General features: G+C 60.7%; 9 protein-coding genes. 2 read left to right on the top strand and 7 right to left on the bottom strand.

All coding sequences use genetic code 11. From position 1 onward, the window contains the following. Positions 1 to 83: 83 nt before the first annotated feature. The 7 genes from L8H52_RS20480 to leuC form a co-directional block, all read right to left on the bottom strand. Positions 84 to 2,759 carry a FimV/HubP family polar landmark protein gene (locus tag L8H52_RS20480; RefSeq protein WP_242208485.1) on the bottom strand — a complete coding sequence of 892 codons (2,676 nt, stop codon included), beginning with the start codon at positions 2,757 to 2,759 and terminating at the stop codon, positions 84 to 86. A 208-nt stretch (positions 2,760 to 2,967) separates the two neighbouring features. After that, the gene (locus tag L8H52_RS20485) at positions 2,968 to 3,978 is read right to left on the bottom strand and encodes an aspartate-semialdehyde dehydrogenase (protein ID WP_242208486.1); all 1,011 of its coding nucleotides are present in this window, start codon (positions 3,976 to 3,978) and stop codon (positions 2,968 to 2,970) included. 244 nt (positions 3,979 to 4,222) lie between these two features. Continuing rightward, entirely contained in the window at positions 4,223 to 5,335 is a 1,113-nt protein-coding gene (asd, locus tag L8H52_RS20490) for an aspartate-semialdehyde dehydrogenase (protein WP_007913448.1), read from the bottom strand. 66 nt (positions 5,336 to 5,401) lie between these two features. Continuing rightward, on the bottom strand, positions 5,402 to 6,484 hold the full coding sequence (gene leuB / locus L8H52_RS20495) for a 3-isopropylmalate dehydrogenase (protein ID WP_242208487.1): 1,083 nt from the start codon (positions 6,482 to 6,484) through the stop codon (positions 5,402 to 5,404). 54 nt (positions 6,485 to 6,538) lie between these two features. Further along, the gene (locus L8H52_RS20500; RefSeq protein ID WP_242208488.1) at positions 6,539 to 7,306 is read right to left on the bottom strand and encodes a class I SAM-dependent methyltransferase; all 768 of its coding nucleotides are present in this window, start codon (positions 7,304 to 7,306) and stop codon (positions 6,539 to 6,541) included. Positions 7,307 to 7,443: 137 nt separating this feature from the next. Further along, positions 7,444 to 8,088, bottom strand: coding sequence for a 3-isopropylmalate dehydratase small subunit (gene leuD, locus L8H52_RS20505; RefSeq protein WP_007913445.1), 645 nt, complete (start codon positions 8,086 to 8,088; stop codon positions 7,444 to 7,446). An 11-nt stretch (positions 8,089 to 8,099) separates the two neighbouring features. Beyond that, positions 8,100 to 9,518 (bottom strand): 3-isopropylmalate dehydratase large subunit, encoded by a 1,419-nt coding sequence (leuC, locus tag L8H52_RS20510; RefSeq protein WP_242208489.1) that lies wholly within the window; start codon positions 9,516 to 9,518, stop codon positions 8,100 to 8,102. 140 nt (positions 9,519 to 9,658) lie between these two features. Between leuC and L8H52_RS20515 the strand changes: the two genes are divergently transcribed. Continuing rightward, a complete protein-coding gene (locus L8H52_RS20515; RefSeq protein WP_242208490.1) occupies positions 9,659 to 10,543 on the top strand; it encodes a LysR family transcriptional regulator in 885 nt (294 codons plus the stop codon). A gap of 74 nt (positions 10,544 to 10,617) precedes the next feature. Further along, positions 10,618 to 13,896, top strand: coding sequence for a PAS domain S-box protein (locus L8H52_RS20520; protein WP_242208491.1), 3,279 nt, complete (start codon positions 10,618 to 10,620; stop codon positions 13,894 to 13,896). Positions 13,897 to 13,952 lie beyond the last annotated feature (56 nt).

The following is a 13,952-nucleotide window of genomic DNA, read 5'->3' on the forward strand; positions in this document are numbered from 1 at the left end:
CGGTGGATCAGGCACCAATGAATCCGGAACAAACAAAAACGGCAGCCTCACCGGGCTGCCGTTTTCGTTTACTGCTGGAATTACTACAGGCTCGACAGCATGTCCTTGGCCTCGCCCCGCTGCTTCTCGTCACCCTCGGTCAACACTTCGTTGAGGATGTCGCGCGCACCGTCGCTGTCGCCCATGTCGATATAGGCCTGAGCCAGATCGAGTTTGGTCGCCGCTTCATCGGTGCCAGCGAGGAAGTCGAAATCGTCTTCGCCCAGATCACCGCCGATTGCCGCATCGGCTTCGGTGAAGGTCGGCTCGGCAATGCTTTGCGACAGACGATCCAGCTCGGCGTTGACGTCGTCCAGCTCGGCAGCGAACGCATCAGGTTCCGCCGCCGGATTACTGTCCATTTCGTCGGCCAGCGACAGATCGAAATCGGCCGGCAGCTCCAGATCATCCTGTGGCACATCAGCCACGACCGGCGGCTCGACCGTCGGCTCGACCGGCGCCAGATCCTTCACGCCTTCGTCCAGATCGAGGAGGAAGTCATCGTCCGCCAGATCAACCGCTGGCGCCGGCTCGGCACCGAGGTCCAGATCGAGATCGAAGTCCGACAGATCGTCCAGATTCTCTTTGATGTCGGTCTGCTGTTGCAGCACCGATTCGAAGCTCAGGTCGTCGTCGGACGGGAACTCGTCCAGCTCGACCGGCGCTTCGGGCTCAACCACAGGCGCAGGCTCAACCGGCGTGATGTTGTCGAGATCGTCCAGGCTCAGGTCAAACGCACTGTCCAGATCATCTTCAACAGCAGCTGGCGCAGGCGCTTCAGGCTCATCCAGCAGCAGATCCTTGACGTATTGCGCGTCCAGCTCAGCAGCCACGGCGGCTGCGGCCAGACCAGCGGCAGCCACGACGGCCATGGCCGGGAAGCGGCTCTTCAGCTCTTCGACCTTGGCGAAGTTGTCGCCATTGGCCACCAACTGACGTTCCTGGCCGACGAACGCATCGCGGTCGCCCTGCTGACCGTAGACTTCCATCAGTTTCAGACGCAGATCGCTGCGCTGCGGCTCCAGGCTGACGCCCTCCTCCAGCAACGCGGCAGCCTGATTCAAACGACCGGCGTTGATGTGCGACTGCGCCTTGTCGAGTACGTCATCCGAACGCTCGGCGGCCGGCGCCACCAGCGGCGCAGCAATCGGTTCAGCCATCACGATCGGAGCAACTACCGGAGCCACCACTGGCGCCGGAGCAGGTGCCGGTGCCGGTGCCGGTGCCGGTGCCGGGGTGTTGAGTTTGACGCTAGCGGCCGGCGTTTCCAGACCTTCGAAACTGCTTTCCGGCAGATCCTGCTCAGCGGAGAACTCTTGCTCCTCAGACAGGGCACGGGCCATGCGCAGATGCTTCTCGGCTTCCTGCTGAGCTTTGCGACGACGCGCCAGCAGCAACAGCAGGAGCAGCAGAACGACTGCGCCACCACCGATCAGACCCAGCAGAATCGGGTTGGTCAGCAGATCGTTGAAGGTTTTCTCTTCATCGACAGGCGGTTTCGGCGCTACAACAGGTTCAACCGGTGTTTCAGCCGGAGGTGCAATCGCCGACTCTGGCGTCGGTGCCGCTTCTGCCGGGGTCGCCGGCGGCGTGGCAGCCAGTTCAGCAGTGATTGCCGGAACCGCAGGAGCAGCAGGATTGGCAGCTGGCGCAGCGCCCGCCCCTTCAGCCTGCAGCTTCGCCAGCTGGTTGTTCTTCAATTCGATCAGCTTTTGCAGCTTGTCCATCTGGCTTTGCAGATCGGACACGCGGCTTTTCAGTTCCTCGTTGTCACGACGGGTCGTGTCGAGGCTTTCCTGGGTGACCGCGAGCTTGTTGCTCAAGGCCTTCGCATCACCCGCCGGGCCTTTGCCGCGCGCCTTGGCGCTTTCGGCGGAGACCAGGCTCAGATTGTCTTGCGCATTTTGCCCTGCACCGGCGTTGCCGCGACCACGACTGGTCGCATCGAGCTGCTGCTGGCCGGTGCCCGGTTTGGCCACATAACGACGCCCCTGACGCCAGGCCTCGTTCTGCGCCGCGACTTCGGCAATCGCCTTGGACTGTGGCAACGCGGTGCTTTGCACTGCGTCCGGCAGACGCAACACCTGACCGGTTTTCAGGCGGTTGATGTTGCCACCGATGAACGCATCCGGGTTCAACGCTTGAATGGCCAGCATGGTCTGCTGCACCGAACCACCGTTGCGCGCCTTCGCGGCGATTTCCCACAGGGTATCGCGCGGCGTGGTGGTGTATTGCGTCGGGTGCGTGGCGCCCGTGGTCGGCGCGGTGATGGTCTGCGACGGCGTTGGTTGCGCGGCGGCGTCAGCGGTCTCTGGCGAGAACTTCGATGGGTCCAGCAGCACGCTGTAATCGCGCAGCAGACGACCGTTCGGCCACATCACCTGCACGAGGAATTTCACCATCGGTTCCGACAGCGGCTTGCTCGAGGTCACGCGCAGCACGCTTTTGCCGCTGGCGTTGAGCACCGGAGTGAAAGTCAGGTCATTGAGGAAGGCCTGGCGATCAACGCCGGCCTTGGCGAAGTCTTCAGGTGAAGCCAGGCTCGGCACCACTTCGGCGGCGGTGAGATCCTTGACGTCGAGCAGCTCGATCTCGGCCACCAGCGGCTGGTTCAGGGTCGACTTCAGGGTCAGCTCCCCGAGCCCGAGGGCATGCGCCATACCGGAGGACAGCGCCGAGGCGGCCGCTATTGCTAACACCAGTTTGCGAACTTGAACCATAGCCTCATCCTTTGTTTGAACGTTCCTCGGCCAGCGAGAAGATGTTGAATACCGCTGCCGTAAGGCATTGCGCGCGACGACGACAGATGTCGCGCGCGATCATTTCTTTGATGCCCCGGAAAGTCCCGGAGGGTGACACGTTATCAAGCAATCTGGGCAAGCATAGCGCTCACCTAGAATCAGTCGACAAATTGTTGCCAAGTATCTTTTACAGCAGGTCTTTTATCAACAATTCAGCCACCTGCACAGCGTTAAGGGCCGCGCCTTTGCGTACGTTATCTGACGTCAGCCACAGATTTAGTTCCGCCGGGTCGTCGACACCGTTGCGCACGCGACCGACATAGACAACATCCTGCCCTACCGCGTCACCGACTGCAGTCGGGTAATCACCGGCCTCGACCAGCTCAATGCCCGGCGCTGCTTCGAGTGCCGCGTTGACCTTTTCCAGGTCGACAGCCTGCGTTGACTGCAAGGTCACGCTAAAGCTATCGCCAAAAAACACCGGGGCTTGAACGCAAGTTGCGGAAATCTTTAATAAAGGCAGTGCCAGCACCTGACGCAGCTCGCGCACCAGGCGCTTTTCCAGCAGCGTATGGCCCTGCGCGTCAGGCGTGCCGACCTGGGCCAGCAGGTTAAAGGCTACTTGCCGATCAAAAAACGTTGGTTCCAGTGGACGCATGTTCAGCAGCTCGGCAGTTTGACGCGCCAGCTCAGTCACCGCTTCGCGACCTTGGGCGGACATCGCCAGACTGGCGCTGACATTGACGTATTGCAGGTCGATCAGATCAAGCAACGGCGTCAATACCACGGCGAGGGTGGTGGCCGACGGACTCGGGCTGCTGACCTGGAACGGCGCTTTCAAACCGGCGAGTACTTCGGCGTTGGCTTCCGGCACCACTTGCGGCGCCTGATCGGCCGGCAGCGCGCCGGACAGGTCGATCAGCGAACAACCGGCGGCATGTGCGCGGGCGGCGTAGCTCAGGGTGATAGCCGGGCCAGCGGCGAAAAACACCAGTTTGACCTTGCTGAAATCGAACTCGTCGACTTCGCGTACGCGCACGTTCTTGTTGCGGAACAGCACCGAGCTGCCGGCGGATTCGCTGCTCGCCAGCAGGTGCAGATTACCGACCGGTAAGTCGCGTTCTTCGAGAATCTGTACGAGGGTTTCGCCGACAGTACCGGTGGCGCCGATCACGGCAATATCTAGGGTCTGGGTCATGGTGCGAGCCTCTGGCGAAACGGGGGGAGCGGCACTTTACCGGGTGACTGGCGCACAGGCAATTTCTGCCCACCCGGATCGTTCCCACGCTCTGCGTGGGAATGCCGCATCGGACGCTCTGCGTTCGGCTTGTAAAGGGACGCGGAGCGTCCCGGGATGCATTCCCACGCAGAGCGTGGGAACGATCGGCATAAAAAAACCCGCACCTCTCACAAGGCACGGGCTCTTTCATTGCTGCAAACGATCAACGCTCAAGCAAAATCCGCAGCATGCGACGCAGCGGCTCGGCCGCGCCCCACAGCAGTTGGTCGCCGACGGTGAAAGCACCGACGAACTGCGAACCCATGTTCAGCTTGCGCAGACGACCGACCGGAACATTCAGGGTGCCGGTGACCTTGGTCGGGCTCAGCTCCTGCATGCTGATTTCGCGCTGGTTCGGTACCAGCTTGACCCAAGGGTTGTGCTGGCTGATCAGCCCTTCGATATCGGCGATCGGTACGTCTTTGTTCAGCTTGATGGTCAGCGCCTGGCTGTGGCAACGCATGGCGCCGATGCGCACGCAGATGCCGTCGACCGGGATCGGGCTCTTGAAGCGACCGAGGATCTTGTTGGTCTCGGCCTGGGCTTTCCACTCTTCGCGGCTCTGGCCGTTCGGCAGTTCCTTGTCGATCCACGGGATCAGGCTGCCGGCCAGCGGTACGCCGAAGTTTTCGGTCGGGTACGCTTCGCTGCGCATGGCATCCGCTACGCGACGGTCGATGTCGAGGATCGCGCTGGCCGGATCGGCCAGTTGATCGGCGACAGCGGCGTGGGTCGCGCCCATTTGCTTGATCAGTTCACGCATGTTCTGCGCGCCGGCACCGGAGGCCGCCTGATAGGTCATGGCGCTCATCCACTCGACCAGACCGGCTTCGAACAGACCGCCCAGACCCATCAGCATCAGGCTGACGGTGCAGTTGCCGCCGATGTAGTTCTTGGTGCCCGCGTCGAGTTGCTGGTCAATGACCTTGCGGTTGACCGGATCGAGAATGATGACCGCGTCATCGTTCATGCGCAGGCTCGAGGCCGCGTCGATCCAGTAACCCTGCCAGCCGGCTTCGCGCAGCTTCGGGAACACTTCGCTGGTATAGTCGCCGCCCTGGCAGGTCAGAATCACGTCGAGGGTCTTCAGCTCGTCAATGCTGTAAGCATCCTTGAGCGGAGCAATGTCCTTGCCCACGGACGGGCCTTGGCCACCGACGTTGGACGTGGTGAAAAACACCGGCTCGATTAGATCGAAATCCTGCTCTTCCAGCATCCGCTGCATGAGCACGGAACCGACCATCCCGCGCCAACCGATCAGACCTACACGTTTCATCGCAACTACACCTTCTTGAAAAGTGGGCCGCTGCTTTGTATTGAATTTCGCAGCGGGCCCGAGAGATTACAGATTCCGCAGCGCGGCGACTACTGCGTCGCCCATTTCCTGCGTACCGACTTTGCTGCAACCAGCCGAATAGATGTCACCGGTGCGCAAGCCTTGATCCAGCACCACGCTCACGGCTTTCTCGATGGCATCGGCCGCGTCATGCAGATTGAAGCTGTAACGCAGCATCATCGACACCGACAGAATGGTCGCCAACGGGTTGGCAATGCCTTTGCCTGCGATATCCGGAGCGGAACCATGGCAAGGCTCGTACATGCCCTTGTTGTTGGAATCCAGCGAGGCCGACGGCAGCATGCCGATGGAACCGGTGAGCATCGACGCTTCGTCGGACAGAATGTCGCCGAACATATTGTCGGTGACGATCACGTCGAACTGCTTCGGCGCGCGCACCAGTTGCATGGCGGCGTTGTCGACGTACATGTGGCTCAGTTCGACTTGCGGGTAATCCTTGGCCACTTGCTCGACCACTTCACGCCACAGTTGGCTGGACGCCAGCACGTTGGCCTTGTCCACCGAGCAGAGCTTCTTGCCACGAACCATGGCCATATCGAAACCGACACGGGCGATGCGGCGGATTTCGCTCTCACTGTACGGCAGCGTGTCGTAGGACTGACGCTCACCGTTTTCCAGAGTACGAGTGCCGCGTGGCGCGCCGAAGTAGATGCCGCCAGTCAGTTCGCGGACGATGAGGATGTCCAGACCGGCAACGATTTCCGGCTTCAGGCTCGAAGCATCGGCCAGTTGCGGGTACAGAATCGCCGGACGCAGGTTGCCGAACAGGCCCAGTTGCGCACGGATTTTCAGCAGACCGCGCTCAGGGCGGATGTCACGCTCGATGGTGTCCCATTTCGGGCCACCGACAGCGCCCAACAATACCGCGTCAGCAGCACGGGCACGCTCGAGGGTTTCGTCGGCCAGCGGCACGCCGTGCTTGTCGATGGCGGCGCCACCGATCACGTCATGGCTCAGCTCGAAGCCCAGGCTGTACTTGTCGTTGGCCAGCTCCAGCACCTTGACCGCTTCGGCCATGATTTCCGGACCAATACCGTCACCTGGGAGAATCAGAATCTGCTTGCTCATGCTTTCCTCGTGTCTTCAGTCGGTGCGCCATCTGAGGCGCGCCCGGAAAAATTCTTATCGCTCAGCCATCAATACAATCACATCTGTACTGAACGAGCCGTCGGCATCAATCTCAAAATATTCGCGCACTTCGTGGCCCATCGACTGCTGCAACTGGCGGATCGCGGCGCGCATCACTTCCGGTGTGCGCATGCGCTCAACCCAGCTGGTGTACTCCAGACGCAGGCGCTGACGGGTGGTACTGCGCACATGCAAACCGGCTTCGCTGACCTGACGCAACCATTCGGCGCCTGAATAATCGCGCACATGGCTGGTGTCGCGCAGCACTTCGACGCTTTGCAGGTAAGTGTCGAACAACGGACTGCCCGGTGACAACACGTCAACGAACGCCGCCACACCGCCGGGCTTCAGCACCCGACGCACTTCGCGCAGAGCCACACCGAGATCGCTCCAGTGATGCGCCGAATAACGGCTGAACACGAAGTCGAACTCGCCATCGGCAAACGGCAGACGCTCGGCGGCGCCGTTGACCGTGGCAATGTTGGTGAAACCGCGATCAACGGCAGCGGCGGCGACCACGTCGAGCATCTGCTGCGACAAGTCGTAGGCGACCACTTCCTTGACCAGCGGTGCGACGTGGAAACTGACGTGACCGGCGCCACAACCCAGATCCAGCACCCGCGCCGCGCCCTGCCCGGCCAGCTCAGCTTGTAGCAGGGCGAATTCGGTGCCTTGAGCGTGAACGGCGCTGCTCAGGTAGGCGGCGGCCTGTTCACCGAATTGCTTTTGTACGACCTGGGTGTGTTGGGCGGTACTGGTCATGGTCACATCCTGATATTTGTGTTGTTTGGGCTGCCGCCTTCGCGAGCAGGCTCGCTCCCACATTTGAAATGCATTCCAAGGTGGGAGCGAGCCTGCTCGCGAAGGGGCCGACCCTGACTACATCAATCTCAAATCAATCACGCGTCGCGGAACAACCACGGCTGGCTCACACGATGCTTGGCCTCAAACGTCGCAATCGCATCACCGTCCTGCAAGGTCAAACCGATATCGTCCAGACCGTTCAACAGGCAATGCTTGCGGAACGCATCGATCTCAAAGCTGTACACCTTGCCATCCGGGCGGGTCACGGTCTGCGCTTGCAGATCGACCTGCAATTGATAGCCCGGCTCCGCCTCAACTTGCTTAAACAATTCATCGACTTCGGCGTCGCTCAAGATGATCGGCAGCAAGCCGTTCTTGAAGCTGTTGTTAAAGAAGATGTCGGCGTAGCTCGGCGCGATGATGCTGCGGAAACCATATTCTTCCAGGGCCCATGGCGCGTGTTCACGGCTGGAGCCACAACCGAAGTTCTCGCGAGCGAGCAAGACGCTGGCGCCTTGATAACGCTCGGCGTTGAGCACGAAGTCCTTGTTCAGTGGGCGCTTGGAGTTGTCCTGATACGGCTGACCGACATCGAGGTAACGCCACTCGTCGAACAGATTCGGACCGAAACCGGTGCGCTTGATCGACTTCAAAAACTGTTTCGGAATGATTTGGTCGGTGTCGACGTTGGCACGATCCAGAGGCGCGACAAGACCAGTGTGCTGGGTAAAAGCTTTCATGCTGCGCTCCTTCAGATCAATTCACGAACGTCGATGAAACGACCGTTCACCGCTGCCGCAGCAGCCATGGCCGGGCTGACGAGGTGGGTACGGCCACCGGCGCCCTGACGGCCTTCGAAGTTACGGTTGGAAGTCGAGGCGCAATGTTCGCCGGACTCCAAACGGTCCGGGTTCATCGCCAGACACATCGAGCAACCCGGCTCACGCCATTCGAAACCGGCTTCGAGGAAAATCTTGTCCAGACCTTCAGCTTCGGCTTGCGCCTTGACCAGACCCGAGCCCGGCACCACGATCGCTTGCTTGATGGTCGAAGCGACTTTGCGGCCCTTGGCGATCACCGCCGCAGCGCGCAAGTCTTCGATCCGCGAGTTGGTGCAGGAACCGATGAATACGCGATCGAGCTGAATGTCGGTGATCGCCTGATTGGCGGTCAAACCCATGTATTTCAAGGCGCGGACGATCGAGTCGCGTTTGACCAGATCCATTTCTTTCGCCGGGTCCGGCACGTTCTGATCAACGGCCAAAACCATTTCCGGCGAAGTGCCCCAGCTGACTTGCGGTTTGATCTGCGCAGCGTCGAGTTCAACCACGGTGTCGAACTTGGCGTCGTCATCGGAGACCAGATCTTTCCAGGCTTCGACGGCCATGTCCCATTCCGCGCCTTTCGGAGCGAATGGACGGCCCTTCACGTAGTCGACAGTCTTCTGATCCGCCGCTACCAAACCAACGCGGGCGCCGGCTTCAATAGACATGTTGCAGATGGTCATGCGGCCTTCGACGGACAAGTCGCGGATCGCGCTGCCAGCGAATTCGATGGCGTGGCCGTTACCGCCGGCGGTGCCGATCTTGCCGATTACCGCAAGGACGATGTCCTTGGCGGTCACGCCGAACGGCAATTGCCCTTCAACGCGCACCAGCATGTTTTTCATTTTCTTGGCGACCAGGCACTGCGTGGCGAGCACGTGCTCGACCTCGGAAGTGCCGATACCGTGAGCCAGAGCGCCGAACGCGCCGTGGGTCGAGGTGTGCGAGTCGCCGCAAACCACGGTCATGCCCGGCAAGGTCGCGCCCTGCTCCGGGCTGATGACGTGGACGATGCCTTGGCGGACGTCGTTCATCTTGAATTCGACGATGCCGTATTCGTCGCAGTTGTCGTCGAGGGTCTGAACCTGCAAACGCGAGACCTGATCGGCAATGGCTGCGATGCCGCCCTTGCGCTCTGGCGTCGTTGGTACGTTGTGGTCCGGGGTCGCGATGTTGGCATCGATCCGCCAAGGCTTGCGCCCGGCCAGACGCAGGCCTTCAAAGGCTTGCGGCGAAGTCACTTCGTGGATGATGTGACGATCGATATAGATCAGCGCCGAGCCATCGTCGCGCTGCTTGACCAAATGCGAATCCCAGAGCTTGTCGTAGAGCGTTTTGCCGGCCATCAGACGGTTCCTCATCAGCTTGTTTCTATGCCCTGGGCTTATCAATAACCCTTTGGCTTGTGAGGCCGATCCTATGGGGTTAGATTAAATAACTCAAATTCATATTTTTTATGCTTTGGATAACCAACTGGAATACGAACATGGATCTGGCCAACCTCAACGCTTTTATCGCGATTGCCGAGACCGGCAGCTTCTCCGGCGCCGGCGAACGCTTGCACCTGACGCAGCCGGCGATCAGCAAACGCATTGCTGGCCTGGAGCAGCAATTGAAGGTGCGTCTGTTTGATCGACTGGGCCGTGAAGTCGGCCTGACCGAGGCTGGCCGCGCCCTGCTGCCACGGGCTTATCAGATTCTCAACGTACTGGATGACACCCGCCGCGCGCTGACCAACCTGACCGGTGAAGTCAGCGGGCGCCTGACCCTGGCCACCAGTCATCACATCGGTTTGCACCGCTTGCCGCCGCTATTAAGGGAATTCACCCGCCGCTACCCACAGGTGGCGCTGGATATTCAGTTCCTCGATTCGGAAGTGGCCTACGAGGAAATTCTCCATGGCCGCGCCGAACTGGCGGTCATCACCCTGGCGCCGGAGCCGCACGCACTGGTCAAAGCCACGCCCGTCTGGGACGACCCGCTGGATTTCGTGGTTGCCCCGGAGCATTCGCTGATCAATAACGGCGCCGTCAGTCTGGCGGACATTGCCGGTCATCCGGCGGTTTTCCCCGGCGGCAACACCTTTACTCACCATATTGTCCAACGCTTGTTCGAGGCGCAGGGTCTGACGCCGAACATCGCCATGAGCACCAACTACCTGGAAACCATCAAGATGATGGTCTCGATTGGCCTGGCCTGGAGCGTTTTGCCGCGCACCATGCTCGATGATCAGGTGGCGAGCATCGCTTTGCCGGGCATACAGCTCACTCGCCAGCTAGGCTATATCCTGCACACCGAACGGACGCTATCGAATGCGGCGAGAGCCTTTATGGCATTGCTGGACGCACAACTCGATCTGCCAGGGACTTGAGGCCAACTTGTGCTACTCCTATAGAGCCGCCGCCCCTGTGCCTAATGACACCATCAGCTCAAGGCCTGTCCACAATGCCGAAATCTGTTGACCGAATTCCGCCGATGCCGCGTATTCAGGCGATTGACCCGCGTCATTCCGAGCAAAGCTGGGAGAGCGCGCCGCAATTGCTGGCGGCGCTCAACGGCGCACGGCTCGGCGCCTGGTATTGGGACATCGAGCGCGGGCAGATCAGTTGGTCGCGTGGTACGCAGGCATTGTTCGGCTTCGATCCTCGGCAACCGCTGCCCGAAGATCTGGAATACCTCGATTTACTGCCGCCGGAGGACCGGGCGAAGACTGTTCGCGCCTTCCACGCGGTGATTGCCGGCGCACCGCTGGAACAAGCGATGCACCACCGCATCCGCTGGCCGGACGGCAGCCTGCACTGGCTGGAGATCAGCGGCAGCCTGTTGCCGGATAAAAACGGCCGGCCCCGAATGATCGGGGTGATTCGTGAAATCACCCACCAGCGCCAACGCGAACAGGCGCTGAGCAGCTCGGAGAAACGTTTCGCGACACTTTTTCACCTGTGCCCGAACATGGTCCTGCTGACCCGCCAAGAAGACGGCCTGATCAGCGAGGCCAATCAGTACTTCGAAAGCCTGTTCGGCTGGCCGGTGCAGAGCGCCATTGGCCGCACCACCCTGGAACTGGGCTTGTGGGTACACCCCGAGCAGCGCGCCGAACTGGTCAAGAAAACCAAGGCCAAAGGCGAATTGATCAGCATGGAAGTGCAGTTTCGCGCCAGCAACGGGCAGATCCACGACGGCATTCTCAGTGCGCAGAAAGTCGAACTCGAAGGCCAGCCCTATCTGCTCAGCACCTTCCTCGACACCACCGAACGCAAGGCTGCCGAGCACGCCTTGAAGGACAGCCAGGAACGCCTCGATCTGGCGCTGGACTCGGCACAACTCGGCACCTGGGACTGGCACATTCCCAGCGGCATGCTCTACGGCTCGGCCCGCGCCGCGCAATTGCACGGGCTGGAGCCGAAACCGTTCCATGAATCGTTCGAAGAGTTTTTCGAAGGCGTACCCGGCGAAGAGCGCGACAGCATGCGCGACGCCTACCGCAGTCTGCGCGAAGGCCCGGCGGGCAATTATCAACTGACCTATCGCGTGCAACTGCCGGACGGCAGCTCGCGCTATCTGGAAAGCCGTGCGCGCCTCTATCGCGACGATAATGGCGCCCCGCTGCGCATGGCCGGCACGCTGCTCGACATCACCGATCAGGTCGAGCGCGAACAGCGGCTGGTGGCCTCGGAAGAAAAATTCGCCACGCTGTTCCAGGTCAGCCCCGACCCGATCTGCGTGACTCGTCAGGATACCGGCGAGTTCATCGAGATCAACTCCAGCTTCACCCAGACCTTCGGCTGGAGCGCCGCCGATGTGATCGGCCACACCGCTGAAGAAATCGGCCTGTGGGACGCCTCGGCAAAAAGCCTGCAACGCATTGAACGGGTGATCCGCGAACAGGGTTTGAGCAATGTTGCGATTATCGTGCAGCACAAGGATGGCCAATCGCTGACCTGTGTAATTTCCAGCCGGCAGATCAGCGTCGGCGATCAACCGTGTATCGTCACCACCCTGCGCGATATCACCCAGCAGCAGCGCTCGGAAGCGGCGCTGAAAGCCAGCGAAGAGAAATTCGCCAAAGCGTTTCACTCCAGCCCCGACGCCATCACCATCACTGAGCGCGATACCGGGCGTTATCTGGAGGTCAACGACGGCTTCTGCCGGCTCACCGGTTATCGCGCTGAAGAAGTGGTGGGCAAAACGGTTTATCAGGTCGGGATTTGGGCTGAGGAAAAACAGCGCTCGGCCTTACTCGCCGAATTGCAGATCAAGGGCCGCGTGCACCATCAGGAAATGCTCGGCCGCAACAAGCGCGGCGAGTTGCTGACGGTGGAGGTTTCGGTCGAGCCGATCACCCTTAATGAAACCGCGTGCCTGTTGCTGACCGCCCGAGACGTCAGCCTGCTGAAAAACGCCGAAGCGCAGATTCGTCATCTGGCCTATCACGACCCGCTGACCAACCTGCCCAACCGCGCCTTGCTGATGGATCGCCTGAGCCAGCAGATCGCCCTGCTCAAGCGCCACAACCTGCGCGGCGCCTTGCTGTTTCTCGATCTCGATCACTTCAAGCACATCAACGATTCCCTCGGTCACCCGGTCGGCGACACCGTGCTGAAGATCATCACCGCGCGGCTCGAAGCCAGCGTACGCATGGAAGACACGGTCGCGCGCCTCGGTGGCGATGAGTTTGTCGTGCTGCTCAGCGGTCTCGAAGGTTCGCGCAACGAAGTCAGCGCACAAGTGCGCAATCTGGCCGACACCCTGCGCGAATTGCTCTCGGAGCCGATGTTCCTCGACGGCCAGCGCCTGCAAGTCACGCCAAGCATTGGCGTGGCACTGATCCCCGATCACGGCTCGACGCCGACCGACCTGCTCAAACGCGCCGACATCGCGCTGTACCGGGCCAAGGATTCCGGGCGCAACACCACGCAGATGTACCACAACACCATGCAGAAGGCCGCCAGCGAACGGCTGCGCATGGAAACCGACTTGCGCCTGGCGTTGTCGCGCGGTGAATTCAACGTGCACTTTCAGCCGCAGGTCGACGCCCGCGACAACCGCATCATCGGCGCCGAAGCGCTGGTGCGCTGGAATCACCCGGAGCTGGGTGCGCAGTCGCCCACCGAGTTCATCAAGGTGCTGGAAGACAGCGGGCTGATTCTCGAGGTCGGCACGTGGATCCTTGATGAGGCCTGCAATGCGTTCAAACAACTGATCGCACTGAAACTGGTCGACCCGCTGAATTTCAGCCTGTGCGTGAACATCAGCCCGCGACAGTTCCGCCAGAACGACTTCGTCGAGCGCATCGAGCACAGCATGACCAGCCACGGCCTGCCTTGCTCGCTGCTGAAACTGGAAATCACCGAAGGCATCGTCATCCAGAATCTGGAAGACACCATCAGCAAAATGCGTCGCCTGAAAAAGCTCGGCGTAAGCTTTGCGATGGATGACTTCGGCACTGGCTATTCGTCGCTGACTTACCTCAAGCGTCTGCCGGTAGACACGCTGAAAATCGATCAGTCGTTTATCCGCGATGCAACGACCGATCCGAACGATGCCGAGATCATTCGCGCGATTGTTGCCATGGCGCGCAGCCTGGAGCTGGAAGTGATTGCCGAGGGCGTGGAAACCCCCGAACAACTGGCGTTCCTGCAAGGTCTGGGCTGCCACTTGTATCAGGGCTACCTGCACAGTCGACCGGTGGCGCTGGAGACGCTGAAACTGCTGCTGCCCTGACGTCCGCCACTGCGCAGCTTGCAACAGACGCGCAATTGCCACGGTTTGCGGCAACC

Source organism: Pseudomonas sp. CROZ-RG-20F-R04-15 (assembly GCF_022662375.1).
Classification (GTDB): Bacteria; Pseudomonadota; Gammaproteobacteria; order Pseudomonadales; family Pseudomonadaceae; genus Aquipseudomonas.

Excerpts from the sequence above, each read along its gene's own strand:
- leuB (WP_242208487.1), bottom strand. The coding sequence starts at position 6,484 with ATGAGCAAGCAGATTCTGATTCTCCCAGGTGACGGTATTGGTCCGGAA.
- leuD (WP_007913445.1), bottom strand. The coding sequence starts at position 8,088 with ATGAAAGCTTTTACCCAGCACACTGGTCTTGTCGCGCCTCTGGATCGT.
- L8H52_RS20500 (WP_242208488.1), bottom strand. The coding sequence starts at position 7,306 with ATGACCAGTACCGCCCAACACACCCAGGTCGTACAAAAGCAATTCGGT.
- L8H52_RS20515 (WP_242208490.1), top strand. The coding sequence starts at position 9,659 with ATGGATCTGGCCAACCTCAACGCTTTTATCGCGATTGCCGAGACCGGC.
- L8H52_RS20485 (WP_242208486.1), bottom strand. The coding sequence starts at position 3,978 with ATGACCCAGACCCTAGATATTGCCGTGATCGGCGCCACCGGTACTGTC.
- leuC (WP_242208489.1), bottom strand. The coding sequence starts at position 9,518 with ATGGCCGGCAAAACGCTCTACGACAAGCTCTGGGATTCGCATTTGGTC.
- L8H52_RS20520 (WP_242208491.1), top strand. The coding sequence starts at position 10,618 with ATGCCGAAATCTGTTGACCGAATTCCGCCGATGCCGCGTATTCAGGCG.
- asd (WP_007913448.1), bottom strand. The coding sequence starts at position 5,335 with ATGAAACGTGTAGGTCTGATCGGTTGGCGCGGGATGGTCGGTTCCGTG.
- L8H52_RS20480 (WP_242208485.1), bottom strand. The coding sequence starts at position 2,759 with ATGGTTCAAGTTCGCAAACTGGTGTTAGCAATAGCGGCCGCCTCGGCG.